At 70.7% G+C, this 19693-nt stretch carries 20 protein-coding genes and 1 tRNA gene; 8 read left to right on the plus strand and 13 right to left on the minus strand.

The window, feature by feature from the left end; genetic code table 11:
• The first annotated feature begins 191 nt into the window (after window positions 1-191).
• Complete coding sequence (locus tag OG989_RS05515; RefSeq protein ID WP_327029871.1) at window positions 192-2627, plus strand: penicillin-binding protein; 2436 nt, start codon at window positions 192-194, stop codon at window positions 2625-2627.
• Between the two features lie 81 nt (window positions 2628-2708).
• On the opposite strand, the gene OG989_RS05520 is transcribed toward OG989_RS05515, so the two are convergent.
• The gene (locus OG989_RS05520) at window positions 2709-3164 is read right to left on the minus strand and encodes a GatB/YqeY domain-containing protein (RefSeq protein ID WP_151453586.1); all 456 of its coding nucleotides are present in this window, start codon (window positions 3162-3164) and stop codon (window positions 2709-2711) included.
• Between the two features lie 25 nt (window positions 3165-3189).
• Between OG989_RS05520 and OG989_RS05525 the strand changes: the two genes are divergently transcribed.
• Both OG989_RS05525 and OG989_RS05530 read left to right on the plus strand, forming a co-directional pair.
• Window positions 3190-4083 (plus strand): metallophosphoesterase, encoded by an 894-nt coding sequence (locus OG989_RS05525; protein WP_151453585.1) that lies wholly within the window; start codon window positions 3190-3192, stop codon window positions 4081-4083.
• Between the two features lie 286 nt (window positions 4084-4369).
• Window positions 4370-4446: transfer RNA gene (locus tag OG989_RS05530), tRNA-Pro, on the plus strand.
• Window positions 4447-4756: 310 nt separating this feature from the next.
• Here OG989_RS05530 and OG989_RS05535 read toward each other — a convergent pair.
• A complete protein-coding gene (locus tag OG989_RS05535; RefSeq protein ID WP_327029872.1) occupies window positions 4757-4963 on the minus strand; it encodes a hypothetical protein in 207 nt (68 codons plus the stop codon).
• 187 nt (window positions 4964-5150) lie between these two features.
• On the minus strand, window positions 5151-5630 hold the full coding sequence (locus OG989_RS05540; protein ID WP_327029873.1) for a barstar family protein: 480 nt from the start codon (window positions 5628-5630) through the stop codon (window positions 5151-5153).
• Window positions 5631-6421: 791 nt separating this feature from the next.
• On the opposite strand from OG989_RS05540, the gene OG989_RS05545 reads away from it, so the two are divergent.
• Entirely contained in the window at window positions 6422-7120 is a 699-nt protein-coding gene (locus OG989_RS05545; RefSeq protein ID WP_327029874.1) for an HAD family hydrolase, read from the plus strand.
• A 169-nt stretch (window positions 7121-7289) separates the two neighbouring features.
• Here OG989_RS05545 and uppS read toward each other — a convergent pair whose 3' ends face one another.
• Together uppS and OG989_RS05555 are read right to left on the minus strand one after the other, a co-directional pair.
• Window positions 7290-8072: a polyprenyl diphosphate synthase gene (gene uppS / locus OG989_RS05550; RefSeq protein WP_327029875.1), complete on the minus strand. Its 783-nt coding sequence runs from the start codon at window positions 8070-8072 to the stop codon at window positions 7290-7292.
• 624 nt (window positions 8073-8696) lie between these two features.
• Window positions 8697-8921 carry a winged helix-turn-helix domain-containing protein gene (locus OG989_RS05555; RefSeq protein ID WP_327029876.1) on the minus strand — a complete coding sequence of 75 codons (225 nt, stop codon included), beginning with the start codon at window positions 8919-8921 and terminating at the stop codon, window positions 8697-8699.
• Window positions 8922-9406: 485 nt separating this feature from the next.
• Here OG989_RS05555 and OG989_RS05560 point away from each other — a divergent pair, with 485 nt between their 5' ends.
• Together OG989_RS05560 and OG989_RS05565 are read left to right on the plus strand one after the other, a co-directional pair.
• A complete protein-coding gene (locus tag OG989_RS05560; RefSeq protein ID WP_327029877.1) occupies window positions 9407-9625 on the plus strand; it encodes a flavin reductase in 219 nt (72 codons plus the stop codon).
• Entirely contained in the window at window positions 9622-9795 is a 174-nt protein-coding gene (locus OG989_RS05565) for a hypothetical protein (protein ID WP_327029878.1), read from the plus strand. Before OG989_RS05560 ends, OG989_RS05565 begins: the two co-directional genes overlap by 4 nt.
• A 268-nt stretch (window positions 9796-10063) precedes the next feature.
• Here OG989_RS05565 and OG989_RS05570 read toward each other — a convergent pair whose 3' ends face one another.
• Both OG989_RS05570 and OG989_RS05575 read right to left on the minus strand, forming a co-directional pair.
• Window positions 10064-10471 carry a hypothetical protein gene (locus tag OG989_RS05570; protein ID WP_327029879.1) on the minus strand — a complete coding sequence of 136 codons (408 nt, stop codon included), beginning with the start codon at window positions 10469-10471 and terminating at the stop codon, window positions 10064-10066.
• Window positions 10472-10836: 365 nt separating this feature from the next.
• Entirely contained in the window at window positions 10837-11310 is a 474-nt protein-coding gene (locus OG989_RS05575; protein ID WP_327029880.1) for a hypothetical protein, read from the minus strand.
• Window positions 11311-11442: 132 nt separating this feature from the next.
• On the opposite strand from OG989_RS05575, the gene OG989_RS05580 reads away from it, so the two are divergent.
• Entirely contained in the window at window positions 11443-12726 is a 1284-nt protein-coding gene (locus tag OG989_RS05580) for an MFS transporter (protein WP_327029881.1), read from the plus strand.
• 82 nt (window positions 12727-12808) lie between these two features.
• Here OG989_RS05580 and OG989_RS05585 read toward each other — a convergent pair whose 3' ends face one another.
• From OG989_RS05585 to OG989_RS05600, 4 genes are all read right to left on the minus strand, one after another.
• Entirely contained in the window at window positions 12809-14515 is a 1707-nt protein-coding gene (locus OG989_RS05585; RefSeq protein WP_327029882.1) for a bifunctional metallophosphatase/5'-nucleotidase, read from the minus strand.
• Window positions 14516-14803: 288 nt separating this feature from the next.
• The gene (locus tag OG989_RS05590) at window positions 14804-15259 is read right to left on the minus strand and encodes a lamin tail domain-containing protein (RefSeq protein ID WP_151453575.1); all 456 of its coding nucleotides are present in this window, start codon (window positions 15257-15259) and stop codon (window positions 14804-14806) included.
• 270 nt (window positions 15260-15529) lie between these two features.
• Entirely contained in the window at window positions 15530-16204 is a 675-nt protein-coding gene (locus OG989_RS05595; protein ID WP_327029883.1) for a histone deacetylase, read from the minus strand.
• A 19-nt stretch (window positions 16205-16223) separates the two neighbouring features.
• Window positions 16224-17006 carry a phosphodiesterase gene (locus OG989_RS05600; protein WP_151453574.1) on the minus strand — a complete coding sequence of 261 codons (783 nt, stop codon included), beginning with the start codon at window positions 17004-17006 and terminating at the stop codon, window positions 16224-16226.
• 216 nt (window positions 17007-17222) lie between these two features.
• On the opposite strand from OG989_RS05600, the gene OG989_RS05605 reads away from it, so the two are divergent.
• Entirely contained in the window at window positions 17223-18644 is a 1422-nt protein-coding gene (locus OG989_RS05605; RefSeq protein ID WP_151453573.1) for a GGDEF domain-containing protein, read from the plus strand.
• A 14-nt stretch (window positions 18645-18658) separates the two neighbouring features.
• Here the strand turns inward: OG989_RS05605 and OG989_RS05610 are convergent, their stop codons facing one another.
• A complete protein-coding gene (locus tag OG989_RS05610) occupies window positions 18659-19162 on the minus strand; it encodes a helix-turn-helix domain-containing protein (protein ID WP_327029884.1) in 504 nt (167 codons plus the stop codon).
• A 62-nt stretch (window positions 19163-19224) separates the two neighbouring features.
• Window positions 19225-19638 (minus strand): hypothetical protein, encoded by a 414-nt coding sequence (locus tag OG989_RS05615; RefSeq protein ID WP_327029885.1) that lies wholly within the window; start codon window positions 19636-19638, stop codon window positions 19225-19227.
• Window positions 19639-19693: the final 55 nt, after the last annotated feature.

Genomic DNA, 19693 nt, shown 5'->3' on the forward strand with positions numbered 1-19693 from the left:
GTTACCCCGTCGGGGTCCGTGAAAACGCTGCGGGCCCCCTCCGTCAGGAGGGAAACTCGGCGGCGGATTCACGCAACCTCGCACCGGGGGTCGTGCGTTTAGCACAACGAGGTCGGCGCGCGCAGGAAATGGGGAAAGAACGCCCCGGCGCCCCTCGTTCCCTACTCGCGTACCCTGTCGAGGTGACCTGGATGCGGAAACGTGACCACAATGTGCTGACCAACGCCGCATCGCTACTCATCTGTGGCCTGTTGGCCGGCGTGGTGGTCGCGGCGGCGGCCTTCCCCGCAGTGGCGATGTCCGGACTGGCCGCGAAGGCCGGCGCCGAGACCTTCGGCGCACTGCCCAAGGAGCTGACCGTGGCCCGCGCGCCGCAGATCAGCTACCTTCTCGCCTCCGACGGCAAGACACCGCTGGCGACCATGTACGACGAGAACCGTCGCGACGTGAAGCTGGCCGACATCGCGCCCGTCATGCAGAAGGCGATCATCGCCGCCGAGGACCACGACTTCTACAAGCACAACGGCGTCGACCTCAACGGCATCGCCCGGGCCTTCGTCAACAACCAGTCCAACGCGTCCAGCCAGCAGGGCGCCTCGACGCTGACCATGCAGTACGTCCGCCTCGCCATCGCCTACTCGGCGAGCCACCCGGCGGACGTGGTCGCGGCCACCGAGGACACCAGCGCCCGGAAGCTGCGCGAGATGCGCTACGCGATCCAGATCGACAAGGAACTCTCCAAGGACGAGATCCTGGAGCGCTACCTCAACATCGCCGCGTTCGGCAACGGCGCGTACGGCATCTACGCCGCCAGCCAGGTCTACTTCAACAAGCCGCCGAGCAAGCTGAAGCTCGAGGAAGCGGCCATGCTCGCCGGCATGGTGAAGGCGCCGAGCACCAACGACCCGACCACCAAGAGCGGCCACGCGGCGGCCCTCGCCCGGCGCAACTACGTCATCCAGAACATGGTCGAGACCGGCGCCGTCACCCAGCAGGAGGCGGACGCGGCGAAGGCCACCAAGCTCGTGGTCACCGGCAAGCGGGCCCCCAACGGCTGCGTCTCGACCAACGAGAAGGGCTGGGGCTTCTTCTGCGACTACTTCTACCGCTGGTGGATGGGGCAGGAGACGTTCGGCTCGACCTCGTACGACCGGGAGCGGCGGCTGAAGAGCGGCGGCTACACCGTCATCACCACCCTGGACCCGCAGGCCCAGCGGGGCGCCGACAAGGCCGTCCGCAAGGCCAAGTCGGAGAAGAGCAAGGAAGCCGCCATGGTGGCGGTGGTGGAGCCGGGCACCGGCCGGGTGCGGGCGCTGGCGGTGAACCGGAACTTCAAGCTCGACGACCCGAAGAAGCCGGCCAACAAGGAGCACAGCGACCCCAAGCAGCGCAAGAAGGGCAAGCGCGGCAACTACCCGAACACCGTCAACCCGCTGCTCACCGGCGGCGACGGCATCACGGGCTACCAGGCCGGCTCGACCTTCAAGATCTTCACCATCGTGGCGGCGCTGGAGAAGGGCATCCCGCTCGGCTACACGATCAACGCCCCGCAGGCGTTCAAGTCGGAATACATCGTCGAGGCGGGCAGCCAGGCCGCCTGCCCGGGCACCAACAAGTACTGCCCGACCAACTCCGGCAAGAAGGCCGGCGGCGTGCAGAACATGTGGAGCGCCTTCTCCTCCTCCATCAACACCTACTTCGTGCCGCTCCAGCAGCAGGTCGGCGCGGAGAACGTGGTCGACGTGGCCAAGCGGCTCGGCATCCAGTTCCGGGTCAGCAGGGAGAACGACTGGGCCAACAACAAGGCGGCCGCGCACGACTGGGGCGCGTTCACCCTGGGCGTCTCGAGCACCACCCCGCTTGAGCTGGCCAACGCCTACGCCACCCTCGCGGCGGACGGCAAGTACTGCGAGCCCATCCCGGTGCAGATGATCAAGGACCCGGAGGGCAAGAAGCTCGACATCGCCAACCCGCGTTGCGAGAAGCGGGTCAGCACCGAGGTGGCCCGCGCCGCCGTCGACGCCGCCCGCTGCCCGGTCGGTGACAACTCCTCCACCAGCAAGTGCGGCGGCAGCCGTACGGCGGCCGAGGTCAAGCAGGTCGTCGACGCGCCGGTGGCCGGCAAGTCCGGCACCACCGACTCGGAGAAGAGCGCGGCCCTGGTCGCGATGACCAAGCAGTACGCGGTGGCCGGCATCATGGCCGACCCGGACTGGCCGCAGACCAACGTCAAGATGAAGCACAAGCAGAAGGACGGCATCAACCCGCCGGTCTACGAGACGCTGCGCGACGCCATGAAGGGCAAGGACCGGAAGAACTTCGAGCCCCCGGGCAAGAAGATCTCCGAGGGCGACCAGCGCCGGATCCCCGACGTGAAGTGCCTCGACCCGGAGCAGGCGAAGTCCCGGATCAAGGCGGAGGGCTTCGACGCGATCATCTCCGACATCAAGGTCCCGTCGAGCTGCCCGGCCGGCAAGGCCGCCGGCACCAGCCCCGACGGCCGGACCATCAAGGGCGGCGTGGTCACCATCCAGATCAGCTCCGGCGGCGGCACCGCCCCGGGCACGACGCCCGACAACAACCGGCCGAACACCCCCGGCCGACCGCCGGGTCGATCCGGCGGCTGAGCCGGCCGGACGAACGCCACGGGCGGGCACCCTTCGCGGGGTGCCCGCCCGTTTCGCGTACGCGGGTCGGTGCGGCCGGGGTCAGAGGCCGAGCTGGCGGCGTACCTCGGCGGCGACGCGACCGCCCTCGGCCCGGCCGGCCACCGCCGCCTGGGCCGCCTTCATGGCCGGGCCCATCTGCGACTTGCCGGTGAAGCCGCCCGCGGCGAGCGCCCCCGAGACCAGCTCGGTCAGCTCGGCGTCGGGGAGCTGCTTCGGCAGGTAGCGCTCCAGCACCTCGCCCTCGGCGATCTCCTTCGTGGCCTGCTCGGTGCGGCCGGCGTCACCGAAGGCGGTGGCGGCCTCCCGGCGCTTCTTCGCCTCCTTGGTCAGCACCGCGAGCACCTCGTCGTCGGTGAGCTCGCGCTTGGCCTTGCCGGCGACCTCGGCGGTGCCGACGGCGGCCAGCGCCATCCGCAGCGTGGAGGTGGTCAGTTCGTCGCGCGCCTTCAGGGCGGCGCGCATGTCGGCGGTCAGACGGTCCTTCAGCGTGCTCATGGTCGGTGAAACTACCCTGAACGGCATGCGAAAGCGCACACTATTCCGGCTCGCGACCGGGACCGCCGCGCTCGGCGCGGCGACCCTGGCCTATGCGTCACTCGTCGAGCGCAACATGTTCACCCTGCGGCGGTACGACGTGCCGGTCCTGCCGGCCGACGCGGAGCCCCTGCGGGTCCTGCACCTGTCGGACCTGCACATGATGCCCGACCAGGGGCGTAAGCAGCGCTGGGTGGCGTCGCTGGCCGCCCTCGACCCCGACCTGGTCGTGGTCACCGGGGACAACATGGCGCACCCCGGCGCCGTGCCCGGCGTGCTGCACGCCCTCCAGCCGCTGCTCGACCTCCCGGGAGCCTTCGTCTTCGGCTCCAACGACTACACCGGGCCGGTCTGGAAGAACCCGTTCACCTACTTCCTGCCCGACCGGGAGTACACCGAGGGCGTCGAACTGCCGCACGAGGAGTTGCGGGACGTCTTCGTCGGCGCCGGCTGGGCGGACCTGAACAACGCCCGCACCACCGTCAAGGCCGGCGGCCGGGTCGTCGAGCTGCTCGGCGTGGACGACCCGCACGTCGAACGTGACGACTACGACTCGGTCGCCGGGCCGGTGTCGCCCACCGCCGACCTGTCGATCGCGCTCACCCACTCCCCCGAGCCGGCCGTCCTCGACCGGATGGCGGCCGACGGCTTCGGGCTGATGCTCGCCGGACACACCCACGGCGGCCAGGTCTGCGTACCGGGGGTCGGCGCCCTGGTGACCAACTGCGGCCTGCCCCGCTCCATGGCACGCGGCCTGCACCGTTGGCCCGGCTCCGACTCGTGGCTGCACGTCTCCGCCGGCCTCGGCACCCACCCGACCGCGCCGGTCCGGTTCGCCTGCCCACCGGAGGCGAGCGTGCTCACCCTGATCCCCCGCTGACCCTTGCGCCGGTGATCCGCCGGGCTGCCGCCTACGGCTCGGCGGCTCGGCCGGTTGACGAGCGAGGCGGGAATTGGCTGCCGGCAGGCAGCCGTGCAGGGTGAGCGTCGGATCCGCCCGGGGGACCTGGCTGTGTTCGCCCTGTCGAGCTGAGTCGTTCACGACATCAGGCGCCAGACGGGGTCGGCGCCCGGCGGGTACCGCACGGTCCGGGAGGACCCGCAGGGCGGTGGGGGTACCGAGTTGGACCACCGACGGGGGTGGGCTACTATTTGTCGGCACGCCTCGGGGTGTGGCGCAGCTTGGTAGCGCGCTTCGTTCGGGACGAAGAGGTCGTCGGTTCGAATCCGGCCACCCCGACCAGAGGTAAGAGCAGGTCAAGGCCCCTCCAACGAGGGGCCTTGATTCGTTTCTGACGATCATTGCTTTCTCGAAGGCAGCGAGAAGGCAGCGAACGACGCGAGCACCCTGCGATCCTGGTCTCGAGTCGAGTGCGTGTAGCGGTCCAAGGTGGTTGACGTCACGAGCAAGGGATGGCCGGACGTGACGGGAAGGTTGGGAATCAGTCACGCACAGGGTGACCGATGCGAGCCAACCGTCGGTTGGCGGATCAGGTAACCACGTAGGCGCGTCTGAGCCGCTGCGGTCCCAGGAAGTTGCCGCTTACGTGATATTAGTTAGGGATTTGCCCGCTTCGCCATACCTCACCCTGCGCGCCATGGCGCTCGGCCGCGTGTCGCGCCTGGGCGGATGCGGCATCGCGCGCCGCAGCCGAATCCTCATGTGAGGAGAGCCGCTTGCGGTCTCGCCAGCCGACAAAGATGAACGCCGCGATTAGCAACACGACGAACGCAGCGAGAGACACCACCACAGCTGTCATGCCATCGACGCTACGACATGCCCACCAGGATCCGTGCTGCCAGCCAGCTCGGGGGCCAATCTGCGCGTCGCGACTGTCAGGTGATCTGTAACAAGGGCTGGCGGTCTAGATGCGGCAGGTTGACCGTCGGCGGGACGTCCGCTCATTCGATAAGCGGGTGGTAGACGGCGGTCGCGCGCATGACGGTTCACCGCATCTTGTGGACTGCGTAGGCGATCTCCTGCCGCAACAGCGCCGCATCCTCGTCGCGATCGCACAGCAGCAGCACCTTGAACGGGCTGCCCTTGCCGTCCGGCTGGCCGAGCGGGCTCGCCCAGTGACGAACGGCCTGATACAGGATTCGGAACAACGTGTGCTGATCCTCGGCACTGCTCGACAGCAACTGGGGCGCGTTCTCGACCACGATCAGGTACCCGTCCGCCGGCAACCAGTTCAGATCATGGAGGCAGTCGGACAACGCGTCCCAGTTCCAGCCAAAGTAGCCAGGAAAGAGGAGCGCGTCGGAGAACTCGTAGAGGGCGTGGTCCGCATCCGTCATCCTCATTCCGTCAAGCCGGGCAACGACGAACCTGCCCGTTGCCGGTAGCACCGCGGCGATCTCCACCAGGGCACTGCGCGAGCAGACCGCGAGCTGGTCAGTTGAGCCGCTCCACCAACTGTTCATCATTCAGCCCCACCACGGTCGACGTAGTTTCCCGACCTCAGTGGCCTCGCGCGCGCCGGACCCCATGGCCTTCAGTTTGCCCGGGAGGCAGCACAGCACGACGGGTAGGCCCTCGACGAAATGACTGCATGTGCCGCGATCAGCGCGCTGAGGCGTCGCAAAAACAGTTGGCGGACGGCTGTTGCACATCAGCCGACGGAGGACACCGACTGCCGGCCGGGTGTGGGAGGACTTTCTGTACATCTATCAAGGCGGCCCTGAGCGGGCCGCACGCGCCGCCGCCAGGGCGCGCGGCCTGCACTCCGCTGTCGCTCCGCTCCGGCCACGCAACACGCCCGGCGGCTGGCGCGGAGAGCGGGGAGCCCGGTGGGCCGCCGCAGAACGACAGCAGCATTGACCGGGTGGTGGTGGGCCGGCAGCCGGCCGGACCGCGCGGCCACGAGCCGCGCGGCGTAGGGGAGCGCACGCCGGCCGCGTCGGCGAGCTGGCGGCGGTTGCGGGGGTTGCGGTTACTGCGCCTCCGGCGGGGGCGCTCCGGCTCCAGGATGGCCGGACTCCGCCGGCGGGTCACGGTTCGTGGGTGGTTGCGGGAGCCATCCCGCCTGCCGTCGACCCGGGCGAGCCGAGCGGGCCGCCGCCCGGCCCGCCAGCGTCCGTACGAGCCGTCAAGGTCCGCTTGACGTGGCGGGCCGGGCGGCGGCCCGCTCCCCACACGGGCGGGTCGATGGCAGACGGGATGGCAGGCAAGGTGACAGCGGTGGCGATCTCAGTAGGATGCTGAGATGTCTCGGCCAGTGATCTTCGACCTCTTCCATACCCTGATCCAGGGGGCCGACGAGGAGCGTGACCGGGTAGTCGGCGAGATGGCGGTCATGGTCGGGGTAGCTCCGGCCGAGCTGGTTGCCGCGTACCACGCCACCTGGCGGGACCGGCTGGTCCGGTGGGACGTGGAGGAGACCATTCGCATCCTCGCCGGACGCCTCGGCGGCACACCAACCATCGAACAGGTGACACGGGCCGGTAAGCATCGGCGAGCCCTCGGGCGTCGGGTGCTGGACAGCATTTCGGCCGCCACCCTGGATGTGCTCGACGCGCTACGCAGCGATGGGCATCCGCTGGCACTCATCAGCAACGCCACCTCGGACACTGCCGAGGCATGGCCGCAGAGTCCGCTCGCCCAACGGTTCGATGTCGCGGTCTTCTCCTGCGATGTCGGGCTGGCCAAGCCCGACTCGGCGATCTATCACCTTGCTGCCGAGCACTTGGGCGTTGGACCGGCGGAGTGCGTCTTTGTTGGTGACGGCGCAGACGGTGAGCTGGCGGGGGCGGCAGCGGTCGGTATGACCGTCTTCCGGACCACGGAGCACAACGACACCGACCCGGGCTGGGGCGGACTGGCTTTCGATACCCTGGGCGACCTGCCCGCCATACTTCGAGAGCCGTTCAAGGTCATGGAGCCGTCCGGGGCACACACGGGGCACAAGACAGCGTGAAACGTCGGCAACCAGCGACCAATGACGTGAGCCCAAAACGGGACGTGACCAGCGCGGCGACCAGGCTGCCGCAGGCCACGGCAGGGCGCACCTGAGTTCCGCTTCAACGTCTGACGGTCGCCGGTCTTTGCGGTTGCGCCACGGAACCGGGAGCAGGGGGATGTGGTTGTCACGCTCCGAATCGTCGACTGCGGGCCGAGTAGGAGCGCAGGGCGCGCAGGAAGTCGATCTTCCGGAAGCCGGGCCAGTACACGTCGCAGAAGTAAAGTTCGGAGTAGGCGGCCTGCCAGAGCAGAAACCCGGACATGCGGCGTTCTCCGCTCGTGCGGATGACCAGATCAGGGTCGGGTTGGCCGCCGGTGTACAGGTGCGCCGCGAGAGCCTCGGCGGTTAGTCGCTGGGCGACGTCGTCGAGTGTGGCGCCCGCTCGTGCCTCCTGTTCCAGCAGGGAGCGAACTGCACTGACGATTTCCTCGCGGCCGTCGTAGCCGATGGCGACTGTGAGATGGAACTCGGCACCGCGTTCGCGGGTGGCGTCTTCCGCGAGTTTCAGGGCGTGGCGTGTCGAGTCGGGTAGGACGTCGGCACGGCCGGCCAGGTGAAGCTGCCAGGGATTGGCCGGGCGGAGGAGCGGCTCCGCGACGACCTCCTCGATCATCCGCATCAGGTTCTCCACCTCTTCGGATGCCCGTTTACGCATGTTGTCGACGGAGGCGATGAACAGAGTGACGTGATGGATGCCCATGTCGGCACACCAGCCCAGTACCTCGTGGACGTGTTCCGCGCCGTACCGGTGGCCCACCCCGGGGTCATCGAAGCCCACCTGCCTGGCCCACCGGCGGTTCCCGTCCATCACCATAGCCACGTGCCGTGGCAGCGACTTCCCGGCCAGTTGGGCGCGGAGGCGGCGGGCGTAGAACCGGTAGGCGCCATGGCGTATGGGCTGCATCATGATCGAATGAAATCACCTCATCGGCGCTGGCGTTGGCCCGGCTGCTCAAACGTCAGGCGGACGGGGAATTGTGACCTTTGCCCGGGCGGGCTGTCGACAGCAACGGTGACAGCTACGAGCCGGAACAAAGACGACCACGCCCGGCGCCGCATGGACGGTCGGCCGAGGCGGGCGACGGATGCGGACGCAGGCAGACGAAGCGCACGGTTCTTGTAAGCGAGGCGTCAGGCTGCGACCGGGCAGTCAGCGGGGACCACGCCGCAACCCATCGCTTGAAGGTCGGGCACAGATTCGGCACAACCGAGCGCGAGTAACAGCGGAAGACGCCGGAAGTTGACGGAAGGCGTTCCAGCAGGTCAGCAGCCGTACCGAGGATCACGCGGGAGGTCGGGCGACCGGGGGTCTTACTTCCAGCGGAACTGCACGACCGGCACCCCAACGGGTCATCGCCCGGAACGACAGCTTGGGTCGGGTGGAGTTGCTGACAGCGACCGGCGTACGGGCGCCCGTCGGCGGAGGCGTGCGGACAGTCGCCCGAGGTTCGCGAACGTGGACAGAAGACGACCTCGGACGATCCACACAGAGGGGATAAGCGAGGTGTCGAGCCTCGATGGACGACCGCCCTTACCGGGGGAGCGGGTTGGCGACGTAGACGCCCTTGCCCTGCCGGCCGTCGATCAGCCCTTCGGCCTTGAGTAGGAGCATGGCGGCGCGGATGACGGTGTTGCTGGCCTTGTAGTGCTCGCAGAGGGCGGCGAACGAGGGCAGCTTGTCGCCCGGCTTCAACTGGCCGGAGCTGACCTGCTCGCGGATATCCCGGGCTACCTGTAGGTAGGCGGCTTCAGACATAGGTGGTGCTCCCAGCTTGGCGGCTGGTGCAAGCAGACCACACCTCCGGCTCGACTTACAACGCTATGTGTCGTAGCTGTTGACCCTGCGCACATTGCGTCCTAAGTTGCTGGTGGGGCTACCCAGCTTGGCGGCCGGGTCGTCCTGCCGTGGGTGCCCTGTCTCCGGACACGGCTGACCGGGTGCCCACGGGATCCTCAGCGTCGGCGGGGAGGCACAGTGACCAGACCGAACGATGCAACTTCTCCGACCGCAGGTCCCGTGCGGGACACCGGCTACCACCAGAGGCAGAACAACAGCCGGCGACGCGTGCCCTACGACGAGTACGTCTTGGCGGCGGCGTTGACGCTCGCCCGCCGGCACCGGCCCGTCTGGTCGTGGCGGCACTGGCGGCGTATCTGCCGCTGCGGAAGCGACCTGCCCTGCCGAAGCCGTCATCCCATCCCGATCAACCGCGGCCACTGGCCGAGCCAGGATGCGCCGCGATGACGACACACCTCCCGGTGACACCGGCTTGGACGTGCGGCGGCTGCGGTGCCGACTGGCCCTGCCAGCCCCGACGGCGCGAACTACGAGCGGAGTACGACCGTGCCCCGGTGTCGCTGGCCCTCTACCTCGCCGCCCAGTTCGTCGACGCCGCCCAGGACCTGGCCCACGTTCCCGCCGGCCGCCTGCACCGTCGGTTCCTCGGCTGGACCCGATGAGCATCCTGCGGGCCGGCGACGAGAAGTTCCACTACAGCGACGGCTCCCACAAGTGGATCCCACCCGACCCCGACTACGACCAGGAGGTCTGGGACGAGCAGGTCCGCCAACACAAGGAAGGACACCTCAGGAACGAGCAGCCCAAGGTCCGCATCCAGCGCCTCATCTGACGCCAGCAGTACAGCAGCGAAGTACAGCAACCGAGCCAGCCGAACGAAGCCGAGAGGTGCGTCAGCGGGCCCCTTGACCTCGCACTAAGCTCGATCCGGCCCACTCGCCGAGAGTTCGGGACGAAGAGGTCGTCGGTTCGAATCCGGCCACCCCGACCAGAGGTAAGAGGGCACATCCAGTCGATGGATGCGCCCTCTCGTGCCCCGCACAGGTCGGCGACACCCTCCAGCCTCACAGCGCCTACTGTGCGCTACGCCCTTCCTGTTGCTAGCAGGTCGGCGAATCCATGATGCGAATCTTGTCTACCGTCCAGAAACCCGTGGGATTCGTCGAGTTGTTGACGTAGGTGCTGGGGTGAAGACAGTAGGTGTAGCCGTTGGTGTAATGCAGCAAGGCTCCGTCGTCATTCCGGGAGTTGTATACGTAGTAAGACCCGTAGGCGCCAGAGCTCAGGTTCTGGTAACTGCCGGTGATGTCCTGGTAGGCCGCAGTCCAGTCCCTCGCGGTCCAGTTGGCCTGGGTCTTGTAGAAGCAGACCTGCGGATAGCCGCATCCGTAGGCCGTGCCGGCGGGGCCGACGTCACTTGCGATGGCGGGTGAACTGGTGCCGATTGCCGCAGAGACGACCGCAGAAGCTGTGGTCAACCCGGCTGCGAGAAGCTTCTTTACGCCCATTGTCCGGTGCACTCCTTGCCGTAGGGGCCATGGCAACACACAAAGTAGCCGTACGACTGCGTGCGGTAAAGGGTGCAGACGCCCATGCAACCAGGTAGAGACATTGATCACAACCTTTGGAAGCCGCGACAGATCCCGGCGGATGCCAGCGTGGCGACTAAAGGCGCAGGTCATTCAGTTCCACGTCGTCCGCGCGACGACGTTCAATCGGAAGTCAGGTCAGCGAGCTTCGTGGCCGGCTCATCGCCCGCATTACCCCTGCCGAGCTTGACTATTTGTTCCGCCCCGAAAGCCGTTCGACCGCGCCCACCCGCCGCGTTCGATGAGATGCAGCGGCGAGGAACAGCAACCGTGTCAGCGCGCGCTCAGTCGTGTCGCTCCGTGCGTGCGATCTCGGTGAACGCGGCGGTCAGGTAACCCTCGACGGGCCGGCCGGTGACGGTGAGCAGGTCGGCGACGAGCAGCGGCGCGTGCTGCGCCACGGCGGGCGGGTCCGGCGGCGACTCGTCGCCGTCGGGGTCGTAGACGCCGAGGGCGCCCGCCAACAGGACGAGGACCACGTGCGGGTCGACGTCGGGCCGCCACTGCGCGGCGTCGCGGACGCAGCCTTCGAGCACCTGACGGACGTCGTCGCCGTCGAGGCCGTCGGGGTGGGTCTCCTCCAGCAGCAGCCGGACCACCGCGCCGAGCACCAGGCCCGACCGTTCGGCCGCCGCGAGCCGGGCCACCGCGACGTCGTACGCCTCGGAGGCGCGCTCGCGGGCGGCGGCGACCGCGTCGGTGGTGGCGGCGGCGATCTCGCGGGCCGGTGGGGGCAGGTGTCGCCAGGCTGTGGTCATCCCGACCAGGATCGCAGAGAGGTACGACGCCGCGCCGACGCGCCTGCGGTGTGACCCCGCGCACACGGCGAACGGGAAACTCGGCGCGAAAAGGTCTCGCGCCGTGTCACACCCAGCACACAGAATCGGGGGATGCTCAGTCGCGCCCTGCCCCGCCGTTCCGAAGCCCGGCGGATGCTCATCGGCACGCTGTTGTCGGCGATCGGGCGCGGCCTCACCCTGCCGTTCCTGTTCATCTACCTGACCGACGTCCGGGGTCTCACCGACACCCGCGCCGGCCTGGTGATCGGCTGGTACGGCGTGATCACCCTGGCGCTCTCGCCGATCGGCGGCGCGCTCATCGACCGGTTCGGCGCGCGCCGGATCCTGCTGTCGGGCCTGCTGATCGAGGCGGTCGGCACCGGGTCGCTGGCCCTGGTCGACTCGAGCGCCTCGGCGTTCGGGGTGATGACGCTGGTGGCGATGGGCAGTTCGGTCATTTGGCCCGGGCAGAACACGATCCTCGCCTCGCTCACCGACGCCGACGAGCGGCAGCGGGTCTTCGGGCTGAACTTCGCCCTGCTCAACCTCGGCATCGGCGTCGGCGGCCTGACCTCCGGCGCGATCGTCGACACCGCCCGGGAGGTCACCTTCCAGGCGATCTACGTGCTCGACGCGATCAGCTACCTGATGCCCGCGCTGATCCTGCTGACCCTGCCGCACGTGGGCCACCGGCTCGCCGCCGGACCGGCCGGGGAGCGGACGTCGGCCGGCGGCTACCTCACCGTGCTGCGCGACCGTCCGTTCCGGCGGCTCGTCATCTTCGGCCTCGTCCTGACCACCTGCGGCTACGCGCAGATCGAGGTCGGCTTCACGGCCTACGCCGTGCGGGTGGCCGAGGTGACGCCGCGCGTGGTCGCCTGGGCGCTGGCCGGCAACACGGTGATGATCGTGCTCTCCCAACTGCTGGTCCTGCGGCGGATGGAGGGGCGCAGCCGCACGGGCGGGCTGGCGGTCGTGGGCGGGGTCTTCGCGATCGCCTGGCTGGTCCTGGGGGCCGGGGGCGTGGTCGGACCGGGCAACGCGCTGCTTGCCGCCCTCTGCGTCGTGGCCTGCTCGGCGATCTTCGGCTTCGGCGAGACGCTGCTGTCGCCGGTGATGCCGGCGCTGACGAACGCGCTCGCCACGGACGCGCTGCGCGGCCGGTACAACGCCATGAGCTCGATGATCTTCGGCATCAGCGGCGTGATCGGCCCCGTCACGGCGGGCCCGCTGCTCGGTGCGGCCAACGGCCGGATCTGGGTCGTGGTCGTCGTCAGCGGCTGCCTGGTGGCCTCGCTCATCGCGCTCTCCCTGCGCCGGCTGCTCACGCCGGCCCAGGACGGCCGCGCGCCGGCCGCCCCGCCGGCCACCGAACCGGCCCCCGTGCAGGCCTGACCGCACCGCCCCACCGCGGACGGCGACGGGCCCCGGAATCCGCAAGGGATGTTCCGGGGCCCGTCGGTGCGTACCGCTGCCGTCAGGCGGTGGGGACCTCCGCGGTGGTCCGGATGCGGTCCAGAGCCGGCGCCGAGACCGGGGACTCGGCGGTCAGGTAGGCCACGAACGCGTCCAGGTCGATCATGCCGGTGACCGCGTTGGTGCCGCCGGTGAGGACGGTGAAGCCGTCGCCGCCGCCGGAGAGGAAGTTGTTCACCGTTACCCGGTACGTGGCGTCGGCGGTGACCGCCACCCCGCCGAGGGTGAGGCTGCCCCGGACGACCCGGGTGCCCGTGCAGGCGTCGGCGACGGTGCCGGTGGTGCCGGCCGGGTCGACGACGTAGCGGACGGTCGACGACGGGTAGAGCGTCCGGCCGGTGACGAACTGCTGCTCCAGCATGCAGTAGAGCTGCGCGCCGGTGAGGTCGAGCGTCACGAGGTTGTTGCCGAACGGCTGCACCGTGAACGCCTCCTCGTAGGTGACCGGGCCGGCGTCGAGGTCGGCGCGTACGCCACCGGGGTTCATGAAGGCGGCGACGGCGCCCTGCTCGTCGTCGGTGGCGGCGAGCTGCGCGTCGGCGATCACGTTGCCCAGCGGGGACTCGCCCAGGGTCGTACCGAAGAGGGTCTCCTGGGTCTTCTTGATCTCCTCGGTGGTCTGGCCGACCTCGCGGCCGGCCACCGGGCCGAGCACGGTCTTGTAGCGGTTGATCAGCGCGGTCTGCGCCGGGTCCTTGGGGAGGTCCCGGGTGACCACCACGTTCTCGGCCTTGGCGCTGATCACGTCGCCGGTGCGCCGGTCGATGGAGAGGTCGATGTCGGTGACCAGGCGACCGAAGGAGCTGGCGCTGGTGACTAGCTTGCCGGCGATGTCGCAGTTGTACGCCTGGTGGGTGTGGCCGCTGACGACCACGTCGATGGACGGGTCCATCCGGTTGGCGATGTCCACGATGGGGCCGGAGATGCCCTTGCAGTCGTTGATGCCGCCGGTCGCGTCCTGGGTGCCGCCCTCGTGCAGCAGCACGACGATGGTCTCGACGCCCTGGCGGCGCAGCTCGCGGGCGTACCGGTTGGCGGTCTGCGCCTCGTCGGCGAAGGTCAGGCCGGCGACGCCCTGCTGGCTGACGATCCGCGGGGTGCCCTCCAGCGTCATGCCGATGAAGCCGACCTTGACGCCCTGCACCTTGTGGATGGCGTACGGGGCCAGCAGCGGCTGGCCGGTCGCGGTCTTGAACGCGTTCGCGGAGAGGTACTGGAAGCCGGCGCCCTCGTACGGGGTGCCGTCGACGCAGCCGTCGACCGGGTGGCAGCCGCCGTTCTGGATGCGCAGCAGCTCGTCGGCGCCCTCGTCGAACTCGTGGTTGCCGACGCTGGCGTAGTCGAGCCCGGCCAGCGAGAGCGCCTCGATGGTCGGCTCGTCGTGGAACGCGGCGGAGAGCAGCGGGGAGGCGCCGATCAGGTCGCCGGCCGCCACGGTGATGGTGTTCTGCTTCTTGGCGTGCCTGCGCAGCTCGGCGAGCTGGGTGGCGAGGTGTTCGGCCCCGCCGGCGGGCTGCCCGGCGATGCTGCCGCTGGAGCCGGACGGCGGTTCGAGGTTGCCGTGGAAGTCGTTGAGGGCGAGCAGCTTGACGGCGACCGGCTTCGGGCCGGCGTCCGCCTGGTCGGGGGTGGTCGTGACCGCGCCGAAGGCGGTCACGGCGAGCGCGGTCAGGCCGATGGCGGCCCGGCGCATCCCGGGGATGGACATGGAACTCCTCGTGGGAAGCCGGCGCGGGCACCCGGGTGACGGTCCACCCCGGGGGCGGGCCGCGCCGTCGACAGGTTCGGTCGCGGTGGCGAGGGTGGCCGAGCGCCGCCGCGTCGCGGACAGCCTCTCATCGTCGCCCGCCCCGGTCGACCGGGGCGGGGGTGCAGACCTGCGCAAACTCGCGGCCGGCGACCGTCCGGACGGGCGTTTCCGACATGCCCGGCAGCCTGGGCGCCGGCCGGCGGAGGGGTGCCGCCGGCCCCGGCTGCCCGGGGCCGGCCGCCCGCCTCAGCAGTACGTGTAGCTGCCCTTGCTCCCCCACGAGCAGGAGTCGATCAGGGTGCCGGACGAGTTGCGCAGGGACGCCTTGTCTCCGGTGTTGTTCCAGATGTAGGCGCCCGAGCCCCAGTAGCGGTGGGTCGAGCTGTTGGTGCCCTTCCCGGTGTGCACGAAGACGCTGGCGCCCGGGGCCAGCCGGAAGTCGCCGGAGAACTTGTAGACGTGGTTGGACTGGTCGCGCAGCGTCCAGTACTTCAGGTTGACGGTGGTGGAGCGCCGGTTGGTCAGCCGGACGTACTCGGCGTTCAGGCTGGAGTTCGAGCGGTTGTCGGCGCCCGGCGAGTTGTAGTAGGCCTTGGTGATCTGGACGGCCGGGGTGGCGGCCTGGGCCGGGCCGGCGGTGGTCAGCGACACGCCCACCGTGACGGCGAGCGCCACCGCGAGACCGATCAGCCTTCTCCTCATGCGATTCCCCCACACAGACGGCCGGTCGTGGTGCCGGCGGATGAGCCGTACCCGCGCACGGCCGGCCGAGGTTATCGATCTCCGGCGGTGATTGTGGACGGTGAAACGGCCGCCCCGGGCGATTGCGTCCGCCCGGTTGATCCGCTGTCGGCCGGCGGGACGTGCGCCGCTCGTCCGACCGACCGCCGGGGTCACCGTGCGGCGCGACGGCGGCCACCGAGCGTCCCGCCCCCGCCCGCGTTCGGCGTCGGAGGCCGTACGGTGCGTCGGTCAGCCCGGCACCTCGGGCAGGTCCGTGGTCAGCCCGGCACCCTCGCGCCGGTGCGTCCCGGCGAGCAGCGCCGCGACGGCCACGGCGTCCCAGGCGCCGGCGACCCCCGGCCGAGCCAGCAGGTACTGGGCGATCCGGTCGGCGTCCCAGCCGTGCGACTCGCGCAGGCCACGGGCGATCATGTCTAGGTAGGCCGGGGCCGGGGCCCGCCACGGCACCTCGGACGCCGCCCACGGGGCGGTGAAGGTCAGCAGCGGGAGCCCGTCGAGCCGGCCGGGGCAGAGCAGGGTCTCGTACCGGCCGGGGCCGAGGGTGGCCCTCCCGGTGGCGACGGCCTCGGCGATCAGGCCGGCGTCGGCGCCGGGTTCCCGGTACATCTCCTGGGCGGCCACGTCGGCGAACTGCCCGACGTCGAGCAGGTAGGCCCGGGCCGCCGCCTCGCCGGGGAGCGCCGGGTCGTAGAACGCCATCCCGCCGGTCCAGGCCCGCGACTCGCCGGCGAAGTAGACGCCGCCGGGCAGCGACACCGGCACCGTACGCCTGGGGGGTCGCGGGTCCCGGCAGCCCGGATACGTCCGCCGCCCGCCGGGCGGGCAGCCTCCCGCCAGGTAGAAGCCGAGCCGGGCGGCGTGCATGTTCGACCCGTACGCGACGTACCAGACCTCGCCCACCACGGCCGACCGGTCCCGGCGGTCAGAAGCCGCAGGTCATGCCGGCGGCGTGGCTGGCCTGCACCAGGTGCGTGGCGCAACCGCTCCCGGTGACCTTGTGCAGCAGGAAGCCGGTCGGCTCGACGACCCAGCCGAACTGGTCGTCGGCGCTGGTGGTGAGTGAGCTCTGTCGCCAGGTGCTCGGCGCGGTGGTGAGCACCGTGCCGGCGAAGGTCACGGTGACCGGGCGGTGGACGTGCCCGGCGACCACCCGGACCACGTGCGGGTGGCGGGCGATCACCTCGGCCAGCTCGTCGCCGTCGGTCAGCCGGATGTCGTCGAGGAACGGGATGCCGACCGGTGCCGGCGGGTGGTGCAGGCAGACCACGGCCGGCACCTCGGGTCGACCGGCCAGCACCCCGTCCAGCCAGCCGAGCTGGTCCTCGCCGAGGCAGCCGGCGTCGCCCCCGCCCGGCATCAGGGAGTCCAGCACCACGACAGTCGCCTCCGGGTGGTCCACGTGGTAGTGCGCCGAGAAGCCGCCGCCGAGCCACGGCGTGCCCCCGAAGGCGTCCAGCAGCGACTCCCGGTCGTCGTGGTTGCCGGCGACCAGGTGCACCGGCAGCGGGAACCGGCCGATGACCTCGCGCAGGGTCGCGTACTCGTCGGGGCGGCCACGGTCGACCAGGTCGCCGGTGATCACCACGCAGTCGGGCCGTGGGTTCAGCGCCAGCACCCGGCCCAGGGCGCGGTGCAGGCCGGCGGCCGGCTCGGCGGCGAGCACGCCGGTGGTCAGGTGCGGATCACTGAGCTGGGCGATGAGCATCGGTGCCTCCACTCGACCGGGACCCTCACGCTATCGCCGCGGGCCCCGGCGCGCGGCCCGCCCGTACCCACAGGCCCTGTCCACAGCCTGTGGATGGCACATGTGTACGAAAGTCTCGACGATCTTGAATCCCGCTGGTCCCGCGCCTGCCTGAGTACGCTTGATCGCGGGCCCGCCCGCCGGTCGCGGCCCTCCCTACCTGGAACGACGTGCCGAGTGGATCACGAGCGAGTCATCCGTGACGTCACGGTCCGCCTCCCCATGGCGTCGACCGTCGTCGAGGCGTGCCGGTGGACCGTCACCGCGCTCGCCCGCCACGCGCCGGCCACCATCTCCGTCCTGCTGCACGTCCACGACCGGCTCCGCTGCGTCGCGGCCACCGGCTCCTGGCAGGTCTTCTCCACCGTGCCGCCGAAGACCGGGATCGTGGGCCGCGTGTACGCCTCCGGCGAGACCGCCGTGGTGCCCGACGTCGCCGCCGACCCCGACTACATCCCGGTACGCCCCGACGTCACCGCCGAGGTGTGCGTACCGGTGCTGGACCCGGCGGGCCGGCCCATCGGGGTGCTGGACCTCCAGTGGTGCGGCCCGGCCGACCTCGGCCCGTGGCGCGACACCGCCGAACGGCTGGCGGCCCGCCTCGGGGCCCGGATCGTGGCGCTCGGCGGGCCACCGCCGGAGAGCCGCAGCGAGAAGCTCCTACGGCACGCCGCCGCGCTGACCTCCGCGTCGACGGAGTGGGACCTGTTCGCCGCCGCGATCGCCGCCGCCCGGGACGTGTCCACGCTCTCCGCGGCGGTACTGGTGCTCGCCGGCCCGGACGGGCCCCGCCTGGGTACGCCGCCGGCCACCCCCGGCGAGCTGGAGGCCCGGATCCGGGCGGAACTGACCGAGGCGGACCCCGCCGCGCTGGACGGACTCGTGGCTCGCGCCCACCGCCACGGCGTGGGCTACACGCTCGGCGAGGCGGGACACCCGCCCGTGCCCGACCACCGGCCGCTGACCCGGGCCGGGGTGCGCACGCTGGTCGCCGTGCCCGTCGGCCGGCCCGACGACGGCGGGGTGCTGCTGGTGGCCGACGAACGACTGCTGCGCCCCGACCCGACCACCGTCAACCTGCTGGAGCTGCTCGCCGGCCAGGCGTGGAGCTGCCTCGACCGGCTGCGTACCCTGGCCCGCCTGCGCGAGCAGGCCAACTCGGACCCGTTGACCGGGCTGCGGCACACGGGGCCGTTCGGCCAGCGGATCGCCGTGGCCACCCCGGGGCGTACGGCCCTGCTGGCGATCGACGTGGACGGCTTCAAGGCCGTCAACGACACGTACGGCCACCAGGCCGGCGACCGGGTGCTCGTCCGGCTGGCCCGGGCCCTGGAGGGGGCGCTGCGGCACGGCGACGAGCTCTACCGGATCGGCGGCGACGAGTTCGTGGCGGTGATCGAGGTGGGGCGCCCCGAGGAGGCGGTCCGGATCGCCGAGCGCCTGGCCGAGGCGGCGCGGCAGATCGGCCGCACGATCAGCGTCGGGGTGGCCCTTCCCCGCCCGGGCGAGTCACCCGAGGCCACGCTGCGCCGCGCCGACCAGGCGCTCTACGCGGTGAAACACCACGGCCGCGACGGCGTACGCCTGGCCCCCGCCTGACCGCCTCCGTCCGGTCACCGTCGGCGGCGGGCGACGTTCACCGGCTTCTGCTCGTTCGGGGGCATCTCGACCCGGGCGACGCCGGCGTGCCACCGGGTGTGCAGCGCGGTGTCCGCGATCCACGCCCCGCACCGGTGGCAGACCTCGACGTCCTTCGGTCGCCGCCCCGCGGGCAGCAGTTCCCCGCCGGCGTTGTCGGTCCCCGTGAGCGGGTTGGCCTCGTTGTCGGCGAGCATCCAGAGCCGGTGCCACGTGGTCTTGATGTCCTCCCGGGAGACCCCGAGCGCGAGCAGCAGCTCGGTCAGGTTCTCCCACTTCGGCGGCTTCCTGGCGGTGAAGATGCGGCTGATCGTGGAGGTCGACAGGCCGATCGAGGTGGTCCGGATGATCGTGCGGTAGGACGGGTTCCCCGCCTGCCGGTAGGTCAGCTTCAGCTGACGGACGAGTTCGGTGAGGTGAGGGCTGCCGTTCTCGGAGCCTGGGCCCTCACGCCCGGCGTTGTTCGTGTTCGTGGACATCGGCGGCGCGCCGTGGTCGCCGGTGCCGGACGCGGGTCCGGCACCGGCGCGCTTCGTCGGCGCTACACCCCCCACCGAGGGCCAGGCGCCCCGAACAGCCAGGTGGAGACCCGGCCGGCGACGGCGCCGGTCAGACAGACCGCCAGCGCGACCTCGGTCGGTGGCCGACCGGTCAGCAGCACCGCACCCGCGAGGACGGCGACCGCCGCAGTCACGAGTGCCGTGGGCAGCGGCCCGTGGACGCCAACGGTCCGGCGGGCCACCTCGCCGGCCAGCAGGACGACCGCACCCGCCGTCAGCAGGGTCTCGTCCAGGGCGCGCCCCGACAGCAGCAGGGCCACCGACGTGGCGATCACGATCACGATCACGATGACGCCGGGCCACCAGGCCCCCGGCTGCGGGGCCGGTCGCCGGGTTGCCGGGAGGCCGCATGGAACGGCCGCCCGGCGGGGGTCGAGGGATGGTTGTTCGGTCATCCGGCTCGGAACTCCTTCGGTCGTGGCGGCCGCGCGGCCGCCGCCGAGTTGACCG

The sequence above is a fragment of the Micromonospora sp. NBC_01740 genome, assembly GCF_035920365.1.
GTDB classification, from domain to species: domain Bacteria; phylum Actinomycetota; class Actinomycetes; order Mycobacteriales; family Micromonosporaceae; genus Micromonospora; species Micromonospora reichwaldensis.

Excerpts from the sequence above, each read along its gene's own strand:
- OG989_RS05515 (WP_327029871.1), top strand. The coding sequence starts at position 192 with ATGCGGAAACGTGACCACAATGTGCTGACCAACGCCGCATCGCTACTC.
- OG989_RS05520 (WP_151453586.1), bottom strand. The coding sequence starts at position 3,164 with ATGAGCACGCTGAAGGACCGTCTGACCGCCGACATGCGCGCCGCCCTG.
- OG989_RS05525 (WP_151453585.1), top strand. The coding sequence starts at position 3,190 with ATGCGAAAGCGCACACTATTCCGGCTCGCGACCGGGACCGCCGCGCTC.
- OG989_RS05535 (WP_327029872.1), bottom strand. The coding sequence starts at position 4,963 with ATGACAGCTGTGGTGGTGTCTCTCGCTGCGTTCGTCGTGTTGCTAATC.
- OG989_RS05540 (WP_327029873.1), bottom strand. The coding sequence starts at position 5,630 with ATGATGAACAGTTGGTGGAGCGGCTCAACTGACCAGCTCGCGGTCTGC.
- uppS (WP_327029875.1), bottom strand. The coding sequence starts at position 8,072 with ATGATGCAGCCCATACGCCATGGCGCCTACCGGTTCTACGCCCGCCGC.
- OG989_RS05555 (WP_327029876.1), bottom strand. The coding sequence starts at position 8,921 with ATGTCTGAAGCCGCCTACCTACAGGTAGCCCGGGATATCCGCGAGCAG.
- OG989_RS05560 (WP_327029877.1), top strand. The coding sequence starts at position 9,407 with ATGACGACACACCTCCCGGTGACACCGGCTTGGACGTGCGGCGGCTGC.
- OG989_RS05565 (WP_327029878.1), top strand. The coding sequence starts at position 9,622 with ATGAGCATCCTGCGGGCCGGCGACGAGAAGTTCCACTACAGCGACGGC.
- OG989_RS05570 (WP_327029879.1), bottom strand. The coding sequence starts at position 10,471 with ATGGGCGTAAAGAAGCTTCTCGCAGCCGGGTTGACCACAGCTTCTGCG.
- OG989_RS05575 (WP_327029880.1), bottom strand. The coding sequence starts at position 11,310 with ATGACCACAGCCTGGCGACACCTGCCCCCACCGGCCCGCGAGATCGCC.
- OG989_RS05580 (WP_327029881.1), top strand. The coding sequence starts at position 11,443 with ATGCTCAGTCGCGCCCTGCCCCGCCGTTCCGAAGCCCGGCGGATGCTC.
- OG989_RS05585 (WP_327029882.1), bottom strand. The coding sequence starts at position 14,515 with ATGTCCATCCCCGGGATGCGCCGGGCCGCCATCGGCCTGACCGCGCTC.
- OG989_RS05590 (WP_151453575.1), bottom strand. The coding sequence starts at position 15,259 with ATGAGGAGAAGGCTGATCGGTCTCGCGGTGGCGCTCGCCGTCACGGTG.
- OG989_RS05600 (WP_151453574.1), bottom strand. The coding sequence starts at position 17,006 with ATGCTCATCGCCCAGCTCAGTGATCCGCACCTGACCACCGGCGTGCTC.
- OG989_RS05610 (WP_327029884.1), bottom strand. The coding sequence starts at position 19,162 with ATGTCCACGAACACGAACAACGCCGGGCGTGAGGGCCCAGGCTCCGAG.
- OG989_RS05615 (WP_327029885.1), bottom strand. The coding sequence starts at position 19,638 with ATGACCGAACAACCATCCCTCGACCCCCGCCGGGCGGCCGTTCCATGC.